Raw genomic sequence first — 17964 nt, forward strand, 5'->3', positions numbered from 1 at the left:
CCCGAAGACGATCGGGCAGCCGAAATGGCGACGCAGTAGCGCCTCGTCGATCGAGCGACGTGTCAGTTCGAGCCGTATCGGCGTGATCTTTCCGCCGGCGCCTCGCCAAGCGAGTTGGCGCAGCGAGGCCATCGTCATATCGACGAGGAGGCGTGGGACCGGTCCGGCCGCCTGGAGCCAGCGATATCGAACGACGGCTTCGCCGCCCTTGACCTCGACCTCCACAAGTTCGGGACAGGTCAGGCGTTTGTATCGGGAGAGCGCAACGAGCGCGCTGCGAAAGTCGGGCGCGTGCAAGGCGACGATCGCCGCGACGCCGTAACCGCGCTCGATCCCTTCGTCACCAAAGCGAAGGCCTGCACGGGGGTCTTTGAATTCCTCCTCCGCGGCCGCCCAGATGCGGAAGAAATCGCTCGTCACCCACGCGTTGGACGTCGCTACGCCCGCACGCGCGCACAGGCGCTCGATCGGCGTGCCGAGCGTCGACAGCACGCCGGTCGGCAACGAAAAGGTGGATGGACCTTGCATGGAGAGAGCATAGGCGGGCCGGACATTTCGCAACAAATCCGATCGCGCCAATCGTGCGGACCGTGCTGATCGTGCTGATCGTCATGGTGATTATCGATCGCCCGCGCCGGTTCAACGACATCAAGCGCACCGTCGGGGCTATCTCCCAGCAGATGCTCACTCGGACGCTCGATCGGCGTTAGTTTCCGGCTCTGAACCTGAAGAGCTCACCGCAGCCGTATCGGGTAAGTCGCCACTGCCCGCGGGTCTTCGATCGCGCGATCACCCATGTCGTGTCAGCCCGCTGGTCGTGTCGAGTTCGTCATGTCCCTCGATCCAGGTCCGCAAGAACTCTTCCCAGTCCGAAGGCGCGACGTGGTTGAGCGCCTGGCATAGGTCGGCCACGCGATGCGTCGCCCCGCGGCCTCGACGACGAGATCCGCAAGATCGGTGACGGTGAGGCTCGGCCCGTGGCTGGCGGCTTCCTATCGAGGATATAGAAGCGTCATCGCGCCACCATCTGCGACGGGGATCCGCTGCCGCATCGAGAAGATGCGATGCCGGACGTCGGTCGCGTCGACGTGGAGCTCGATCAAGCCTTCGAACGCTCGATCGCTCGGGCGGGCAACGGCGGGTGCAGGGTCGGTGTAGACCGGACCGCCCCACAGACTGCGCGCCAGCGGGAGCGCAGAAGAGAGCAGACAGCAAGGCTCCTGCGACATGCCGGCAATAGAAAACCGCGCCGTTCGCCGGCTCGTTGTCATCGATTGCCGTCCGACTGTTTCAACAGGTCGATAAACGCCCGGAGCGGCGACGGCAGGTGGCGGCTACTCGGGTAGTAGAGCGCCAGCCCCGGTGTCGGCGGGCACCAGTCATCAAGAACGGTCACAAGCTCACCCGACTCCAGAAACGGCTTGGCGAAGGGCTCAGGGACATAAGCGACGCCGCGCCCAGCTACAGCCGCCTGCACGAGAAGATCATTGTCGTCCAGGGTGAGGGTGCCCGGCGCGTCGATCGCGACCTCGGCGCCGCGCTTGGCGAACTCCCAGCGATAGCGCTTTCCGCTGGGAAGACGTTGACGGATGCAACGATGCGCCTGCAGGTCGTCAGGCGTCTTCGGCGTTGCGCGCGCCGCAAGATAGGACGGCGCGGCCACCGCGATGAAGCGCACCTCGCCCCCGAACTTCACCGCGACCATGTCCCTCGGCACGGCCTCCAGCAGGCGCACGCCGGCGTCGAAGCCTTGTTCCACGATATCGACGAGCCGCCCCTCCGAGACCAGGTCGAGCTCGACGTCGGGATAGAGATCGAGAAAGCGCGGCACGACGTCTGCCAGCAGGAGGCGGGCGCCGCTCTTGTTCGCATTGATCCGCAATGGCCCGCTGGGGGCGCCGCGTTCTTCCGAGAGCGTGTCGAGCGCCTGATCGAGATTTCTGAAGGACCGGGTCGAGTCGTGCGAGCAAGCGTGCGCCGGCCTGGGTGGGCGACACGCTGCGTGTCGGTGCGGTTGAACAGCCGCACGCCCAGCTTTGCCTCCAGAGCGATGATCGCGTGGCTGAGCGCGGAGCGCGAAACGCCCATGACGTCGGCCGCCCGGCGAAAACTTCGATGGTTGGCCACCGCCACGAAAGCGGCCAGGTCGTTCAGGCTCGGACGTGTCATTCGTGACCGATCTTCACCAGGCCATCCCATTTTGGCGATCTTATATCACCTATGTCCGCGATCTACATCCCAAGGCGTACGCATAAGGAGGTCACATGCCGAAGACATGGTTCATCACCGGCGCCACTTCGGGCCTCGGCTTGGAGATGGCGCGTCAACTGCTTCCCGAAGGTCATACGGTGATCGCCACAGCGCGCCGCCCCGACGCCCTGGCGCAGCTCAGGCAGGACCACCCCGCCCGCCTAGATGTTGTCCAGCTCGACCTTTTGGAACCCGGCGGCATCGCGTCCGCCATCGAGAGTGCTTTTGACCGACACAAGCGGATAGACGTGATCGTCAGCAATGCCGGCTACGGCCTGTTGGGGCGGCAGAAGAACTCTCCACGACTCAGATCGACCGGCAGATCGCCGCCAACCTTGCCGGATCAATCCACCTGATCCGTGCGGCCCTTCCCTTTCTACGAAAACAAGGCGGCGGCCGGATCGTCCAAGTGTCGTCCGAAGGCGGGCAGATCGCCTATCCCGGCTTCAGCCTCTACCACGCGACCAAATGGGGCATCGAGGGCTTCGTCGAATCCGTCGCCCAGGAAGTCGGCGCCGTTCGGCATCGACTTCATCATCGCCGAGCCGGGGCCGACCGGCACGAATTTCGGAACCAACCTCGACCGCGCAGAGCCCTTGGCGGCCTATGAGGAAACGCCTGCCGGCGCCGTTCGCCACGCCATCCGTGACGGAAGCTTCGAGATCAAGGGCGATGCGGCGCGGACCGTCGCCGCAATGATCTCGGCCGCCCAGAGCGACGCGCCGCCACTCCGGTTGGCGCTGGGCAGCACGGCCTATTCCTCAATCTCGCGGGCGCTCGCCGCCCGTCTGACGGCCCTAGAGGCGCAGCAGGCGGTCGCGAAATCCGCCGACCGGCAGGATTTTTAAGCCGCAGCGGCGGCGTGGATATTCAGACCTCATGAAAGGGCGCGGAACCAACATGCCCATTCGACTGGCTCTATCGGCTTTCGCCTTCAGCATCGCGTCTTCTGCCTTCGCTCAGACCGCGGCGGAAAATCAGCTCGTAGGCGCCTGGCGGATGCTGTCGGCGACGATCGATCCCGGCGGAAAGAATATCGCCGCCTACGGAGAAAACCCCAATGGTCTGCTCGTCTTCACCCCTGACATGCACTTCGTGGAAGTTCTAACCGACGCCGACGTCCCGCGATTTGCTTCCAACGCTCGCGGTGAAGGAACGGATGATGAAAATCGCGTGGCCATGTCACGCAGCATCGGATTCTTCGGCGCCTATACCGTCGACGAAAAAGGAGCGTTCAGCGGAAACCGTGTCGAGGGCGCGACCTTTCCGAACTGGGTTGGCAGCGTCCGAACGCGTGATGATCTGAGCTTGATCGTCGCCGGCGACCGCATGACAGAGACATTTCGCCGGCCGGAGGGCACTAACATCCGGATCGAGTGGCGGCGGGTAAAATAAGGGAAGTGCGCGAGCGCGAACGGCAAGTTGCGACCTTGTTCGCATTGCCGGCCACGACCGACGCCTTGCCGTCGAACAAGGCGCCCAGTCCAATCCGCGCGACGGTTGAAGGTGGAAGCGCCGTCCGCTTTGTCGCCGCATTGGGTCGAAACCCTGACGCTTCATCAAAGCCGGTTTCCATATAGCCGGGCGAAAGAACCGTCACACCGACCTGCGGCGCAAGTTCGACATGGAGCGCCTCGCCCAGCGACAGAACGTAGGCCTTTGACGCGCCGTAGGCCACCATCAACGGGGCGGGCATATGGGCGGCGACGCTCGCCACCAGCAAAATGCGCCCGCCCCCTTGCGCCTTCATCCGTTGCGCGTAGGCCTGGGTAAGCGCGGTCAGGGCTAGGATGTTCAGCTGCAGCATGGCCCCCCAGCCGTTCCGACCCATGCTCGTCGAAACGCTCGTTGAGGCCAAACCCGGCATTGTTGACCAGGATCGACGGCCGAACCTTGTGGGCGTCCAGCGCGGCGATCAATTCCGCTACGCCCTCTGGCTTCGAAAGATCACCGGGCTGAACGATGACCTGGACGTCATGAGCGTCGCGAATGCGGCGGGCGACATCTTCCAGGGCGGGACGGTTTCGGGCCGTGAGCACGAGAGGATAGCCCCGCCGCGCCAGGTCTTCCGCCAAAGCCTCGCCCAAACCGCCGGAGGCTCCCGTCACGAGCGCGCAACCTGAATTCATATGCCAGCCCTTTGATGGCCGCGCCCGCTCGTGAAGGCTACACTGCAGATTTTCACTCAGGCCGGGCCAACGGCTTGGCTCCCGGGCCGAAGCTCAAGAAGCGCTCGCAGCGGGCATCTCACCCGAAGGTCACGTTCGCGAGGCGCAGGGACGTCTCCCAGAGACGGGCGGCGACGGCGGCGTCCAGCGCCTGTTCGGGAGGCTTCTCCTCGGTCGGATAGCCGCGCGTTCCGCTCAGCCGGTCGGGCCCATAATAGGCGCCGTCCCGCGCCGCGGGGTCGGTCGCCGCGTACAATGTGGGCAACGCGCCTTGCCAGGTCGGCTGGAACAGAAAGGGCAGGAAGCGTCGGAATAGGCCGGACGGACTTGATCGGCCCGCGCCATTCAGGATCAGATCGGTTCGTGTGATGCCCGGATGCGCCCCGATGCTCGCGACGCCCCACCCGGCGGCCTTGCTACGTCGGCTGAGCTCCAAGGCGAACAGGATGCACGCCAGCTTCGACTGGCTGTAGACCGGCATAGGCTTGTAGGCGCGCTCAGCCTGCAGATCGGCAAAGTCGATCGCGCCACCTCGCGCCGCGATGCTGCCGAGCGTGACGACGCGCGGGCTCTGCCCGCTCCTCAGCAGCGGCAGCAGATGAGCCGTGAGCGCGAAATGGCCAAGATAATTCGTGCCAAATTGCAACTCGAAGCCGTCGCGGGTTTGTCGACGTTGCGGCGGGGTCATCACCCCGGCATTGTTGATCAGAAGGTCGAGCCGATCCTGCTCGCCCGACAGCTTTTCGGCGAAGGCGGCGATCGAGGCGAGATCCGCAAGATCCAGTTGCCCAAACCGCACCTTCGCTCCTGGAACGGTCTCCTTGATGCCCGCGACGGCCTTGGCGCCTTTCTGGGCATTGCGCCCGGCGATCACGACGCTGGCGCCGGCGCGGGCCAAGGCCAACGCGTCCTCATAGCCCAGTCCGCCCGTCCCTGTGACGACGACCAAGCGGCCCTCTTGCGGCGGGATTTTCTTCGTCGTCCACTTTGCCATGGCAGTCAGGGCCTCCTCGGGGTTGGCTGACGTCGAGCCTGTCGCGGCGCGACGAGCCCGCGTCTCATCTCTTGGCCGAGATGCCTTCGGCGCAGCGGTTTCGCCATGCCGGAACCCTCGAAAAAACCTGCCCAATCCTGCACCGAGACAACAAGCTCGGTCGCGGGCACAGCCGCCATGACCGAGCTCCGCGCTTGGAGTTTCTTCTTGAGCGCCTCCAGCACGGGGGCCGGTGCGCCGGTGGGCCGGGCCTGTGCGGATCGTCGTCGCTGATGGCGCGAGATCGCCATCCCGCCTGGCTAGGATGTCACGGGAAGGACTTCGCTCAGCCAGTCGATGAAAACCCTGACGCGGGAGGACAAGTGTCGGCTCTGCGGATAGAGCACCGACACCGGCATCGCCGGCGGCGGAAAGCCTTCCAGGACCGGTATCAACTGTCCCGCCGCAATCTGATGCTCAACGCGGTAGCGCGGGACCTGGATCAATCCCAGCCCGGCGACGCCCGCCGCCGTGTAGATCTCCGCGCCGCGGACGACCAGGTCGTAGGGCAGCGTCATCTCCCGCACCTTGCCCCCGTCCATGAACTCGAGCGGGTAAGGCTGTCCGGTCGCCGAGGCGGCGTAGCCGGCCATCCGGTGGTTCCCAAGATCGTCCGGGGTCATCGGGACGCCATGGCGTTCGAGGTAGGCCGGACTCGCCAGGGTCAGCTGCTCGAAGGTGGTGATGCGGCGGCCGATCAGCGACGAGTCGGTCAACTCACCGGCGCGTACGACGCAGTCGACGCCTTCGGTGATGAGATCGACCATCCGGTCGCCCTCGCTGAGGCTGAGCGAGATCCCAGGATAGCGCGACACGAACTCGGGCAAGGCCGGCAGGATGAAAAACCGCGCGATCGTCCCCTGCATGTCCACCCGCAGAGGTCCCCGGGGTTCGGCATTGCGAAATACGCTTTCCACTTCGTCCAGATCGGCCAGGAGCTGAACGCAGCGCTCGTGGTAGAGGGCGCCATCGAGCGTAGGCCTTACCGTCCGGGTGGTCCGTTCGAGCAGCCGGACGCCGAGATCCGCCTCCAGGCGCTGGATGGCATGGGTCGCGCTGGGACGCGGAATCTGCAGATCACGCGCCGCCTGAGCAAAACTCCCGCGCTCAACGATCCTGGCGAAAAGCCGCATGACGTCGATGCGATCCATGCCTCAACGCTAAGCCGATTGTTATGCCCTGTAAAACAGTGATGTCGAAATGGGGGATCTAGTGCCGAATTTCGAAACACCTAACCTTCATCCCCGGATCAGCGATCGAAGGAAGCCTGAGTGTCGAACCAACTTCTCATCCCGTCGCTTGCGCCGTTCTACGCGGCCGCCAAGCCGGCGACCTATGCGGTGCTGCGCGCGGCCTTCGGCCTGACGGTCGTCACTCACGGCGTGCCGAAACTGTTCGGCGTCGCGCACGGCTCAATGGCGGACCCGTTAGGCGGCTCGATCAAGCTGATCGCCAACGTCCTCCACCTGCCCTTCGCCCCGCAACTGGCCATGTTCGTCGCGCTGCTCGAGACCTTCGGCGGGCTCGCCGTGGCGGTCGGCCTGGCGACCCGGCTCATCGCGCCGATGCTGGGGGTCCAGATGCTCCTCATCAGCATCGCGCTTGGCCCGACCTACCCGTGGATCGACCGTGGCGTCGAGTATCCGCTGATGCTCGGCTTCATCGCCCTGATGATCTCCGTTCACGGCGGTGGTCCCCATTCGATCGACCGTCGCATTGGCCGCGAACTTTGAGGGCAAGGCGGCCGGAAACTCCCCGTTCAATTCAACAGATCAGTCGACCAAACAGGAGCGAACACCATGCCCTTCGTCAATTTCAAGGTCCCCGAAGCCGCGCTCAGCCGCGCACAGAAGGAAGAGATCGTTCATCGGACCACGGCGATGCTCGTCGAATATTTCTCCGAGGCTGCCCGTGCGCACACCATGGTCCTGATCGAGGAGGTCAAGGATGGCGGCTACGCCCGCGCCGACGAAGTGTTCGTGATTCCGGACGCGTATCGGGCGGGAGGCTGAACTCCGCAGCGGCGCCACAAACGAAAACAACGATAAACTTGGGCGGGCGACCGCTCGCAATCGCACCGGGAATCGCCCAGGCGTCGCGCAACCGGGCAAGCGATCAGGACCGTGCTCCACGCGCCGAGGGGCCGCCCAACCTTATTGTCGGAGCGATCCCCTCGACCTGATAGCGGCTAGGCGGTCTGTCAGCCTGCGACCGACATATTCACTGTAGAGGCGCTGCTGGTTCATGACGTCACGCTTCGGGGCGACGCCAAACGTCCGGGAATATTCCCGGCTGAACTGCGACGCGCTTTCGTAGCCGACCTGATAGGCGGCGTCGGCGACGTTCACATCCTCCATCACCATCAGGCGTCGCGCCTCGAGAAGGCGCAACTGCTTTTGGAACTGCAGCGGCGTCATGGAGGTCATGGCCTTGAAGTGCTGATGGAAGGACGAAAGGCTCATTCGCGCCACTTGCGCCAAGTCCTCGATACGCAGCGTCCGGGCGATGTCCTCATGCATGAGGTGGAGGGCTTTTGCGACCCGGGCGGCGTTGGACTCAGGCTCGGCCAGCTTGCAGAGCTCGCCGCCGTTCGGGCCGGTCAAGAGCCAGTAGCAGATCTCGCGCATGACGGACGGAAAGAGGATCGGGATCGCCTTTGGCGTCTCGCACATCCGTAGCAGACGCAGAACGCACTCGGCCAAGGGCTCATCGACCCGCCGCACGAACAGGCAAGGCCCGGATGTGACGGGGGGCGCCGGCGGGGTATCGAGCTGTTGCAGCACCTCGCGGATCATCGCCACGTCGAGTTCAAGGTTCACACCAATATAGGGCGCGTCGGAACTTGCCTCGATGATGCACCCCGTCGCCGGCAGGGTCATGCCCACCGCCAGACACTCCATCGCCCCGTAACGAAGGGTCTCCTCGCCCAAGGTGATTTCCTTGGCGCCCTGGAGGACGACGCAGAGCGACGGCTTGTAGACCTGCCGCATCCGCATCCGCGCCTTGAACGAGCTGACGATGTTGAAGTTGTCGATGGGCGTAGGGAACACGCCCTGACCGCCGCCCTGGTCCGCGATATAGACGTTGACCGCCTCAAACAGCGATGACGGCATGCGGACCTCCGGCAGGTTCCGAGGCCAGCGCAACACGCGGCCCTCCGTGACCGCCTTATCGCCCACTGCAGAATTGGGCAAGTTTTTTGAGGCTTCCGGCATTCTGATCATACGGCGCTCCATCTAGCTTGAAGATGCGAAACAAGCGAGGAGCGCGTCGAACATGACAGAACCTGCCGCGCAATCAATAGAAAAGCAAAGAAACTTGCCAGTCGTTTCACAATATCCAAAACAGGAATATGTGCGAGGCGGACGCGTAGTCGCGATTTTCACCACACTTCTTCTTGTCAGCGCCTTTTCTCAGATCGACAGAATACTTCCGTTTATTTTGGCCGAGTCGATCAAATCCGACCTCGGACTGAGCGATACCGAGATGGGCCTGCTGACAGGCCTCGCCTTCGCCGTGTGCTATTCGCTGCTGTCCTTGCCCCTCGCCCGAGCCTCCGATCGAGGATCGCCTCGCTTCGTCCTGGTTTCATGCATACTGCTCTGGAGTGCGATGACGGCGCTCGGCGGCTTGGCGGCCAGCTTTCTTTTGCTGGCGTTCACGCGTTTCGGCGTCGCGTTCGGAGAAGCCGGCGCGGTGCCCGCCGGACATGCGCTGATCGCCCGCAAGATCGGTCCTGAACACCGCGGCCTGGCGATCGGGCTTTTCGCCATGGGCATCCCGCTCGGCACCATGGTCGGCTTCGCCGCCGGCGGGGCGATCGGCGAGACGCTGGGATGGCGCACCGCCCTGGTCGGCGCCGGGGCCATTGGCGGGCTGATCGCCCTGTTGACCTTTCTCGCCGCCGGTCCAACCCCAGCGCTCCAACGTACGGCCGCCAACCGTGAACCTTTCCTTCGGTCCAGCCGGCGCCTGTTGGCGTCCCCGGCGTTCCGCTGGCTGTTTATAGGCGCAATCTTCCTCGGCTTCGCCGCTGCGCCCTTCTATGCCTTTTCCGCGCCGTTCCTCATCCGCACGCACGGTTTCAGCACCAGCCAGGTGGGCCTGGCCTTTGGCCTCCTGCAGGGCCTGATGGGCATTGTCGGCACGCTCTTGGGTGGGCGCTGGTTCGACCGCGCGGTCGGTTCGGGGACCGGGAGAGTGCTCGGCCCGCCAGCCGTTCTCTTCCTGATCGCCAGCATGACCACGAGCGGGGCCTTGTTCGCGCCGACCGGGTGGGTGTCGATAGCGCTGATGGTTCCCGGAATGCTGTCTTTCTCGTTCCTGCTGCCATGGGCCTTTGGCGCGGCCCATCTCGTGGCCGGTGAAGGCAGGCAGGCGCAGGCGTCTAGCCTCGTGATGATCGGCTCCGGCCTTCTTGGCCCAGCGCTCGGGCCTGTCATCGTCGGGATGGTCAGCGACGCGGTGACCGCTGCGCAGGGGTCCAATGGCCTCGGCTTTGGGCTGCTGGTCGTCCCGATCGCGAGCGTCCTGACCGGCGTCACCCTGCTGATAGCAAACCGGCGCATCGCCGCTTTGCTGGCGCGAGGGTGACTTTCCCCGCCTCCGATCCGCCCCCAACAGACCCTGGCCTGCCGACCTAGGGGCGCGGCCGCACCCATCGCAAGCAAACCACTCATATCGAGAAAGGAACCATCGCAATGTCCGATGTCGATACCTCACGCCGCACCTTCATGGCCTTCGCGGCCGCCGCTCCCGCGGCGCTCGTCACGGGAGGCGCGGCTTCGGCCCGACGGCCCCGTTCGGCCCGACCGCTCTTCCCGGCGTCGGCAGGGCGGCTGTCGTCACCGGCTCCTCGCGCGGCATCGGCGCGGCCACCGCCAGGCGCCTGGCGCGCGATGGCTTTGCCGTGACCGTGAACTACCTCACCAACCGCGATCTCGCCGACCGTGTCGTGGCCGACATCAAGGCGGCTGGGGGCCGCGCCATCGTTCGCCAAGCCGATGTCGCCGATCCCGCGGCGGTCAAGGCCCTGTTCGACGCCCATGACCAGGCGTTCGGTGGCGTTGATGTGGTGGTCAACAACGCCGGCATCATGAACGTCGGCCCCTTCGCCCAGATGACGGACGCGGCCTTCGATCGCATGATGGCCACCAATGTCAAAGGCAGCTTCAACGTGTTGCGCGAGGCGGCGCGGCGTACGCGTGACGGCGGCCGGATCATCAGCCTGTCATCGAGCATCATCAAGACGCCGCCCCCGGCGACGGGCGCCTATGCCGCCACCAAAAGCGCCCAGGTGCTCTTTTCCAACGTCCTGGCCAAGGAGCTGGCCGGTCGCAACATTTCGGTCAATGCGGTCGCGCCTGGCGCGGTCGACACGCAGCTTCTCCGTCAGCACGGCGAAGCGGCGCTCCGCGGCATTCCCCGAACAGACGCCCCTTGGTCGCCTGGGTCTGCCCGAAGACATCGCCGGCGTCATAGCGCTTCTCTGCTCGCGGGACGGCGCCTGGATCGATGCTCAAACCGTGTTCGCCAACGGCGGGTTGGGCTGATCGAGAACCGCCAGCCTGCGGACGGCGCCAGGCGCCAAGCACACCCGTTTTGAAATCGGATCAGGGGATCTCCCCTCCCCCTTTCCCCGCCGATTTCAAAGGGAGATCGCCGGCCCCCACCCAGGCGATCTCCCTGGCCACCGAAGGCGCCGGCTTCACGCCGCGCGCCTTTGGTGGCCCCTCCCCATGCCGAAAGGACCGTTATGCTTATGTTTCGCCCGACCATGCTCGCCTGCGCTTTTGTCGCCTTGAGCGCCAGCGTCTCCCAGGCGCAGGAGATCGAAGCCGACCCGTCCCCGCACGGCGTCGTCGCGATTGGAGCCGGCGTCGCTCCCGACTTTGACGGCTCAAAGGACGTGCGCGTTCTTCCCGCCATTCTCGCCGACATTCGCTGGCGCGGCGTCAACGTCCAGGTCGGAGGGCAAGGCCTTCGCGCCGACATCGTCTCCAATTCGCGCCTCGCGTTCGGTCCGGTCATCGGCGTGCGGCTTCCGCGTGACGACGCCGACGGGCGCATGGGTTTGCTACCGGAGATCGACACGGCGATCGAGGCTGGCGCATTCGTCGGATACCGGTTCGGCGGAAACGAAGGAGGACAAGGCGCCTTGGAGACGGAACTTTCCGTCGTCCAGGATGTCTCGGGCGCGCACGATGGTCTGCTCGCGACCGCGCGGGTCAGCTACTTCGCAATCCGCAGCGACACATTTTCGCTGTCGCTGGACGCTCGGACGACCTGGGTGAACCAGGATTATGCGCGCACCTATTTCGGCGTCACCCCCGCCGAGGCCGTCGCCAGCGGGCTGGCGGCCTACCGACCGGGTTCCGGGATCAGGGATGTCGGCATGAGCCTGACGGCGGGATATTGGTTCAGCCCAAGGATCGGCGTCATGGGCGCGGTCGGAGCAAATTACCTCGTCGGCGATTTCGCCGACAGCCCGATCACTGACGAAGGGCGCCGCTGGCAGCCTATGGGCGCTCTCACGGTCACCTACCGCTTCTGAGGCCGTCAGTCCGAACCCTCAAGGCCGCCGTGCTGCCACGGCCGGCGCCATGGAGGGCGTCCTTACGGAATTGTTCCTCCATCGCCTACGCGATGGAGGAACAAGCTCCGCTACAGCGGGCCAGACCAGCTGCGGCGCGCAATCCGCGTGACTGCGGTTCGCCCCGCAACCGGCGGCGCAAGCAGCAATGAACTCAGGCGTTGAAGCCGGCGTCCACATTGAGCACCGCGCCCGTAATCAGACTTGCCGCCGGACTGGCAAGGAACGCGACGGCGCTGCCGATTTCACGGGGTTCGCCAAATCGACCCAGCGAGGTCAGGCTCCGCTGATAGTCGGCGTTCTCCCCATGGGCCGGGTTCATGTCCGTGTCGGTCGATCCCGGCTGAACGAGGTTCACGGTGATCCCTTGAGGGCCGAGCTCGCGCGAAAGGCCGCGCGTGAACGACAAAAGCGCCGACTTCGACATGGCGTAGGCCGTTACGCCCGGGAACGGAACACGCTCGGCCAAGGAGGAGCCGATGGAGATGATACGGCCTCCGGATGAGAGGTGCGGTATCGCCGCCTGAGCGAACAGGACCGGCGCGCGAACATTGACGTCGAGCATGGCTTGTAAATCGGCCAGTGACAGTTCCGCCGTCATCCCACCCGTTGCGACGCCCGCGCTGTTGACCAGGATATCGAGCCCTCCAAGGGTATCGACCGTCTTGGCGACGGCGCGGCGGATGGCTTCCGGGTCGGCGCTGTCGGCCTGGATCGCGAGTCCGCGGCGGCCTTTCTCCTCGATCGACCGGACCACCGTCGCCGCCCGTTCCGCCGAGCTGTGATAGGTGAAGGCCACATCAGCGCCCTTCTCGGCGAGCGCAATCGCGATCGCGGCCCCGATGCCCCGTGAGCCACCGTTGACGAGCGCGCGCTTTCCAAGCAAATCCACGATCTTTTCCTTTATGCAGTGATCGATGCATAAATCGGTAAGTCCGTTGCCGCGCCCGGTCAACCGATTTATACAGTGGTCGATGCACAATGACGCGCCAGCGCCTCCGGCCACTCCGGAGCCGACACACCCCACACGCGGTCGGCCGCGGGAATTCGATCGCCAGGAAGCGCTCGCCGCCGCGATGCGCCTGTTCTGGATCAGGGGGTACGAGGCGACCTCGATCGCCGATCTGACGGAAGCGATGGGGATCGGGACAAAGAGCCTCTACGCGGCCTTTGGTTCAAAGGACGCGCTCTACGCCGAAGCGCTCAAATACTATTACACGACCTATGAAGGGCTGGTCTGGACGCGGTTCCGGAAGGCGGCGACCGCGAGAGAGGCGACCCTGGCGTTCCTGCAGGATTCCGCCATAGCCATGACGGGTGGGGACTGCGATCTGCCGCACGGTTGTATGGCGACCCTCGCCACGGTGGGCGGCGAGGGACATGCCGAACTAGCCGAGCTCATGCGAGCCGTCCGCGCGGGAGGTTTTGATATCCTCAAGGCGCGCTTCGACCAGGCAAAGGAAGACGCAGATCTCCCGGCCACGGCCGACACAACCAAGCTGGCGAGATTGGTGCAAACGGTGCAGAGCGGCATGGCGATCCGCGCCCGTGACCGAGCGGACCGCGCCGAACTGGAAGCTGTCGCGGAACTCGCCTTAGCCGGCTGGGACCAAATCACCACCGCCATCGACGATGGGACCAAAGGCTAGCCCGCGGCGACCCGCCTCTTGAAGACCGTCGCCAGCTCAGCGCCTCCCCGAAGCTTCAGGGCCCGAAGACGGTCAGGGCCTTAGCGCCGCCAGCTTTCCAAACACCTCGCGACCCTGGAACAGGGTGACAAGTACCTTGGTCTTGGAGATTTCGGTGGTCGGGATCGCGAAGATGTCGCTGTCGAGCACGATCAGGTCGGCGCTCTTGCCGGCCAGGATCGAACCAGTCTGCTTATCGAGATGATTCACATAGGCGACGTTTAGCGTGTAGGCCTGCACCGCCTGGGCCAGGGTCACGGCTTCATCCGCGAGCAGCGGCTTGGCGTCCTTGTCGCCCGGCGCGATGCGCGTCAGGGCCACTTCGATCCCTTCCAATGGGTTCGCCGAAGCCACCGACCAGTCAGCGCCGTAGGCCAGCTTACCGCCGGCTTTCAGGATGCTGTTGGCGGGATAGATGTAGCCGGCGCGCTTGGGGCCGATGCGTTCGATCGTCAGGCGCATATAAGGCTCGTCGCAGGCCCAGAGCGGCTGGAAGATCGCCGTGACCCCGAGTTGGCCAAAGCGGGGTTGATCGACAGGATCCACCACGTTGAGATGGGAGATCATCGGCCGCGTATCGCTCATCCCGTCACGAGCGCGCGCACGCTGGACGGCGTCCAGCGCCTCGCGCACGCCCCCATCGCCGATCGCGTGGAAATGCGCCTGCAAGCCCTTTGCGTCGAGCTGGCTCACAGCCTCGGCGAGGGTCTCCAACGGAATCTGCGATGCGCCCTTCTCCATGGTCCCCTCATAGGGGGCGAGCATGGCGGCGGTCTGTTCGGGGGATCACGCCGTCGATGAAGAATTTCACCCCCGTGGCGCGAAGGCCCATCTTGTGGGCGCGATCGGTGAGCTTGAGGATGTCCGGCAGCTGGTCGAGGCCTCGGCCGTTGTTCCATTGAAGGTCGAGCGCGGTGTGGACGGTCAGTTCGCCGCGGTCCTTCACGGCCTTATACGCGTCGAGCACGACGCTGGCGCCGCTTGCGTCCCATTCGACCATGGCGTCATGCCAGGATGTGATACCCAGGCTGTTGAACAGCTTCACCGTGTAGCCGATCGCGGCCTCGCGATCCTTGGCCGTGGGAGGCGGCGTCAGTTTCTCCATCAGCGCCATGGCGGCCTCTTCGAGACCGCCGCCGGGCTCGCCCGTGGCAGGATCTCGATCGATCTTGCCATTGACCGGATCAGGCGTCTCACGGGTGATGTTCGCCATCTCCAGCGCCTTGGAGTTGACCCACAGAGTGTGGCCGTCCGACTCGAAGATGAGGGGCCGAGCGGTCGTCACGGCGTCGAGGATCTCCTTACGCGGGACGCCATTCGGCGGAAACAGGGCCTGGTTCCATCCGGATCCGAAAACCGTGCCTTGCCCGGGCGACTTGGCGACGCAGTCGGCGATGATCCGCTGATAGTCCTCCAGCGTCTTGCCATCGTGGAGCGAGCATCGCGAATAGCTCAGCCCGCCGAAGACGGGATGGGCGTGGGCGTCGCCGAAGGCGGGCATCAGCAGTCGACCTCCCAGATCGACGACCTTTGTGTTCGGCCTTTTCAGGCGCGCAATCTCGGCGACCGATCCCACCTTGAGGATCTTGCCGTCCTTGACCGCTACGGCCTGCGCCCACGGCTTGGCCGTCTCGACCGTATAGACCCGGCCGTTGGTGAGGATCAGGTCGGGGCCCGCCACCGGCGCGGCCTTGGTCTCGCCGCCGAGACTGGCGAGCGCCAGGCTGGCGGCAAAGCCCAGGGCCAGAGACCACCCTTTGCCAAGCCTTGGTGGAACGCGGATGGGAACTTTCTTGTACGACATGAACATTCCTGGACACGACGGAAATGGCCGAAGGGGTGAGCGGCGCTGGCCGCCCGGCCCGGCGATGAGCGGTCAGAAGCGGCGACGAAGCGTGGCCTGGATCGTACGATCCTTGCCAACCACGCAGATGCCGTCCGGCGGCGAGGAACTGGTGCAGCTTGCGTAGTAGCGCGTGTTGAAGATGTTGCTTGCGCTGAGCGACAGGCTCCAGTCCTTGTGTTCAGCCTCGATCAGGGCGTCGACAAGCGTCGCCGATGGGGTGATGAACCGCTGGTAGGAGTCGATCTTGCTGCCAACGTAGCGGACGCCGCCGCCGGCTCGCATGGTCACCTCGTCGGCCACCCGGAACGTCTTGGTCGCCCAGGCCGAGGCCAGATGCTTGGGTACGCCCTCGATCCGCGCGCCCACGCGGGCGGGATCGGTGTCGGCGAGCACCTTGGCCTTGGTGTAGCTATAGGATCCCGTCAGGTCGATATCGCCGGGAACGCGCAGCGTTCCCTCGATCTCGTACCCCTGCGACCCGACCTGGCCGGTCTGGATGAAGTTCTGAATGTTGTTGGGATCCTGCGTCACATAGTTCGACTCCTTGATGTCGAAATACGAGACCGTGACCAGCGCCTGGCTACTCGGCGCCCATTTCACGCCGCCCTCATACTGGCGGCCGGTGCGGGGCTCGAAGGGATTGCCGTAGAAATCACCGCCGGCAACGGGAAGGAAGGATTCCGAATAGCTGACATAGGGCGAGAACCCGTAGCCGACCTCAGCGATGACTCCGGCGCGATAGCTCCAGTTGACGACGGGGTCTTCCTTGACGCCGTTGCGCTTCGAGGTCGCGCGGTCTCGACGCGCGCCCAGCACGATCGAGACACGATCGGCGAAGCGGATCTGGTCCTGCACATAGAGGCCCAACTGGCCGCTCCTGTAGTCCAGGAAGTTGGTATAGCCCCAGGCGAAGGGAGTCCCGTACTGCGGATCGTAGATGTTCAAAGACGGCGGACTTGGTCCGTTGAAGCAGCCAAACTGTCCCGCGAAACCGTCGCAGGAAAAGCCCTCGTCCTTGTCCTGCTTGAATTTGAAATAGTCCACGCCCGCAAGGACCGTGTGCTGGAACGGCCCCGTATCAAACCGCGCCGCCAGACTGTTGTCGGTGTTGAAGCCCTTGGACTTCTCGCGGTTCACGTAGAACTCGCGCTGCAGCAAGGTCTGGCCGGCATCGTCGAACGGACTGGCGTAGAAGGCTCCAAAGCCGTCGCCGTAGTCGCCGTAGACCTCGCCATAGTCGGTGTTCATGCCGTAGACGCGGCTTCGGCTGCTGAACGACAAAACGCTATTGAAGCGATGGTTGACCAACAGGGTTGCCGCCCAAAACTCGGTGTCGGCGCGATTGAAGTCCGGTTCGCCGGCGAAGAAATTGTAAGGCAGTCGCTCAGCGCCGTTCGCGGCGATGCTCTTGGAGATCGGCAGATAGGTCTGCGTGCCCTGATTGTCCTTTTGATAAAGGCCCATCAGGGTGACATCGGTGTGATCGGTGGGCGACCATTTGACGGACGGGTTGACCAGGATGCGGTCATCCGGCTGTCCCTTCCACTGCAACTCGCCGTCGCGGATCAGACCCACAAACCGGCCCGAGACCGTGTCGCTGAGCGGACCGGTGACGTCGAGCTGCAACTGCTTGCGCTTGTCCGTGCCCAGCTGCGCACCCATTTCGCCGCCAAATGCGGTCTTGGGCGTCTTGCTGACCGCATTGAGAAGGCCGCCCGCCCCACCCGCGCCATAGAGCACGGCGGAGGGGCCGCGCAGCACCTCGGCGCGCTCCAGGGAGAAGACTTCAAGACGCGCGCCATAGATGAAGTCGGGCATGCGTTTGAGGCCATCGAGATACTGCTCGGTCGGGAAACCTCGCGCCGAAAAGAAGTCGCCCCGCGAATCGGCCCCATTGAGCTCGGTGGCGACGCCGGCGCTGTAGCGGAAGACGTCTTGGAAGTTCACGACCGTGCGGTCGGCGATCTCGGCGCCCGTCACCACGCTGATCGACTGCGGGATTTCGACCAGCTTCGTGTCGGTCTTGGTGCCGGCCACCGCCCGGCTCGCCCGAACAACCACTTCGCTGAGCGGGTCAGTGGCCTCCTGCGCCATGGCGACGCCCGACGCCGCGCCCGCGCAGCAGGCCGACAGCAACGCCAGTTTCAGCTTCGGTCGCACCAAACCGCGTCTCCCGATCTGCTCCTTCATAAGTAACCCCCTTCCTAAGATGTCGCCGAGACCCCCGCCCAGGTGTTGAGACACCCTGTGCTTGGCCGCCCATCAGCATTCAACAGCAGCCCTCGCGAGGGGCCTTGTGATTTTCAGGGTAAGGAGGGAGTGACAACGGGTAAGCGCGTCGGTCCTCGCCCGTAGCGAACCGGACCGCCTCACGTCCGTCCTCGCCC

General features: G+C 64.7%; 19 protein-coding genes and 4 pseudogenes. 11 read left to right on the top strand and 12 right to left on the bottom strand.

The window, feature by feature from the left end; translation table 11 throughout:
* Positions 1–12: 12 nt before the first annotated feature.
* Positions 13–528 (bottom strand): annotated as a pseudogene (locus ACHMW8_RS26595) (AraC family transcriptional regulator ligand-binding domain-containing protein); the annotation flags it as partial.
* A gap of 62 nt (positions 529–590) precedes the next feature.
* Between ACHMW8_RS26595 and ACHMW8_RS26600 the strand changes: the two are divergent.
* Positions 591–710: a winged helix-turn-helix transcriptional regulator gene (locus tag ACHMW8_RS26600; protein WP_395444311.1), complete on the top strand. Its 120-nt coding sequence runs from the start codon at positions 591–593 to the stop codon at positions 708–710.
* A 557-nt stretch (positions 711–1267) separates the two neighbouring features.
* Here the strand turns inward: ACHMW8_RS26600 and ACHMW8_RS26605 are convergent.
* Positions 1268–1882, bottom strand: coding sequence for a LysR substrate-binding domain-containing protein (locus tag ACHMW8_RS26605; protein ID WP_395444312.1), 615 nt, complete (start codon positions 1880–1882; stop codon positions 1268–1270).
* Positions 1883–2061: 179 nt separating this feature from the next.
* Positions 2062–2199: pseudogene (locus ACHMW8_RS26610) on the bottom strand (LysR family transcriptional regulator); the annotation flags it as partial.
* Between the two features lie 65 nt (positions 2200–2264).
* Here ACHMW8_RS26610 and ACHMW8_RS26615 point away from each other — a divergent pair.
* The 4 genes from ACHMW8_RS26615 to ACHMW8_RS26630 are packed head-to-tail and all read left to right on the top strand — an operon-like array spanning position 2265 to position 3645.
* Positions 2265–2606, top strand: coding sequence for an SDR family NAD(P)-dependent oxidoreductase (locus ACHMW8_RS26615; protein ID WP_395444313.1), 342 nt, complete (start codon positions 2265–2267; stop codon positions 2604–2606).
* Positions 2573–2860, top strand: coding sequence for an SDR family NAD(P)-dependent oxidoreductase (locus ACHMW8_RS26620; RefSeq protein WP_395446063.1), 288 nt, complete (start codon positions 2573–2575; stop codon positions 2858–2860). Before ACHMW8_RS26615 ends, ACHMW8_RS26620 begins: the two co-directional genes overlap by 34 nt.
* Entirely contained in the window at positions 2847–3098 is a 252-nt protein-coding gene (locus ACHMW8_RS26625; RefSeq protein WP_395444314.1) for a hypothetical protein, read from the top strand. The genes ACHMW8_RS26620 and ACHMW8_RS26625 overlap by 14 nt, the downstream gene beginning before the upstream one ends.
* 52 nt (positions 3099–3150) lie before the next feature.
* Positions 3151–3645, top strand: coding sequence for a lipocalin-like domain-containing protein (locus ACHMW8_RS26630; protein ID WP_395444315.1), 495 nt, complete (start codon positions 3151–3153; stop codon positions 3643–3645).
* Here the strand turns inward: ACHMW8_RS26630 and ACHMW8_RS26635 are convergent.
* The 4 genes and pseudogenes from ACHMW8_RS26635 to ACHMW8_RS26650 all read right to left on the bottom strand — a co-directional run bounded on the left by ACHMW8_RS26635 (position 3611) and on the right by ACHMW8_RS26650 (position 6602).
* Positions 3611–4057: an SDR family NAD(P)-dependent oxidoreductase gene (locus tag ACHMW8_RS26635; protein WP_395444316.1), complete on the bottom strand. Its 447-nt coding sequence runs from the start codon at positions 4055–4057 to the stop codon at positions 3611–3613. The two genes, ACHMW8_RS26630 and ACHMW8_RS26635, sit on opposite strands and share 35 nt — an antisense overlap.
* A gap of 70 nt (positions 4058–4127) precedes the next feature.
* Positions 4128–4379 (bottom strand): annotated as a pseudogene (locus ACHMW8_RS26640) (SDR family NAD(P)-dependent oxidoreductase); the annotation flags it as partial.
* A 118-nt stretch (positions 4380–4497) separates the two neighbouring features.
* Complete coding sequence (locus tag ACHMW8_RS26645) at positions 4498–5412, bottom strand: SDR family oxidoreductase (protein ID WP_395444317.1); 915 nt, start codon at positions 5410–5412, stop codon at positions 4498–4500.
* A gap of 299 nt (positions 5413–5711) precedes the next feature.
* Positions 5712–6602 carry a LysR family transcriptional regulator gene (locus ACHMW8_RS26650; RefSeq protein WP_395444318.1) on the bottom strand — a complete coding sequence of 297 codons (891 nt, stop codon included), beginning with the start codon at positions 6600–6602 and terminating at the stop codon, positions 5712–5714.
* Positions 6603–6722: 120 nt separating this feature from the next.
* On the opposite strand from ACHMW8_RS26650, the gene ACHMW8_RS26655 reads away from it, so the two are divergent.
* The gene (locus ACHMW8_RS26655) at positions 6723–7184 is read left to right on the top strand and encodes a DoxX family protein (RefSeq protein ID WP_395444319.1); all 462 of its coding nucleotides are present in this window, start codon (positions 6723–6725) and stop codon (positions 7182–7184) included.
* A gap of 66 nt (positions 7185–7250) precedes the next feature.
* A complete protein-coding gene (locus tag ACHMW8_RS26660; RefSeq protein ID WP_125158754.1) occupies positions 7251–7463 on the top strand; it encodes a 4-oxalocrotonate tautomerase family protein in 213 nt (70 codons plus the stop codon).
* A 141-nt stretch (positions 7464–7604) separates the two neighbouring features.
* Here ACHMW8_RS26660 and ACHMW8_RS26665 read toward each other — a convergent pair whose 3' ends face one another.
* Positions 7605–8675 (bottom strand): AraC family transcriptional regulator N-terminal domain-containing protein, encoded by a 1071-nt coding sequence (locus ACHMW8_RS26665; RefSeq protein ID WP_395444320.1) that lies wholly within the window; start codon positions 8673–8675, stop codon positions 7605–7607.
* Between the two features lie 52 nt (positions 8676–8727).
* Here ACHMW8_RS26665 and ACHMW8_RS26670 point away from each other — a divergent pair, with 52 nt between their 5' ends.
* The 3 genes and pseudogenes from ACHMW8_RS26670 (at position 8728) to ACHMW8_RS26680 (ending at position 12004) form a co-directional block, all read left to right on the top strand.
* A complete protein-coding gene (locus tag ACHMW8_RS26670) occupies positions 8728–10044 on the top strand; it encodes an MFS transporter (protein WP_395444321.1) in 1317 nt (438 codons plus the stop codon).
* A 295-nt stretch (positions 10045–10339) separates the two neighbouring features.
* Positions 10340–11003 (top strand): annotated as a pseudogene (locus ACHMW8_RS26675) (SDR family oxidoreductase).
* Between the two features lie 209 nt (positions 11004–11212).
* On the top strand, positions 11213–12004 hold the full coding sequence (locus tag ACHMW8_RS26680; protein WP_395444322.1) for a MipA/OmpV family protein: 792 nt from the start codon (positions 11213–11215) through the stop codon (positions 12002–12004).
* Between the two features lie 193 nt (positions 12005–12197).
* Here ACHMW8_RS26680 and ACHMW8_RS26685 read toward each other — a convergent pair whose 3' ends face one another.
* Complete coding sequence (locus ACHMW8_RS26685; protein ID WP_395444323.1) at positions 12198–13025, bottom strand: SDR family oxidoreductase; 828 nt, start codon at positions 13023–13025, stop codon at positions 12198–12200.
* 94 nt (positions 13026–13119) lie between these two features.
* On the opposite strand from ACHMW8_RS26685, the gene ACHMW8_RS26690 reads away from it, so the two are divergent.
* On the top strand, positions 13120–13692 hold the full coding sequence (locus tag ACHMW8_RS26690; protein ID WP_395444324.1) for a TetR/AcrR family transcriptional regulator: 573 nt from the start codon (positions 13120–13122) through the stop codon (positions 13690–13692).
* A gap of 72 nt (positions 13693–13764) precedes the next feature.
* On the opposite strand, the gene ACHMW8_RS26695 is transcribed toward ACHMW8_RS26690, so the two are convergent.
* The 3 genes from ACHMW8_RS26695 to ACHMW8_RS26705 all read right to left on the bottom strand — a co-directional run bounded on the left by ACHMW8_RS26695 (position 13765) and on the right by ACHMW8_RS26705 (position 17737).
* The gene (locus ACHMW8_RS26695; protein ID WP_395444325.1) at positions 13765–14496 is read right to left on the bottom strand and encodes an amidohydrolase; all 732 of its coding nucleotides are present in this window, start codon (positions 14494–14496) and stop codon (positions 13765–13767) included.
* Positions 14480–15535 carry an amidohydrolase gene (locus ACHMW8_RS26700; protein WP_395444326.1) on the bottom strand — a complete coding sequence of 352 codons (1056 nt, stop codon included), beginning with the start codon at positions 15533–15535 and terminating at the stop codon, positions 14480–14482. The genes ACHMW8_RS26695 and ACHMW8_RS26700 overlap by 17 nt, the downstream gene beginning before the upstream one ends.
* A 72-nt stretch (positions 15536–15607) precedes the next feature.
* The gene (locus ACHMW8_RS26705; protein WP_395446064.1) at positions 15608–17737 is read right to left on the bottom strand and encodes a TonB-dependent siderophore receptor; all 2130 of its coding nucleotides are present in this window, start codon (positions 17735–17737) and stop codon (positions 15608–15610) included.
* Positions 17738–17964 lie beyond the last annotated feature (227 nt).

It is taken from the genome of Caulobacter sp. UC70_42 (assembly GCF_044056025.1).
GTDB lineage: Bacteria > Pseudomonadota > Alphaproteobacteria > Caulobacterales > Caulobacteraceae > Caulobacter.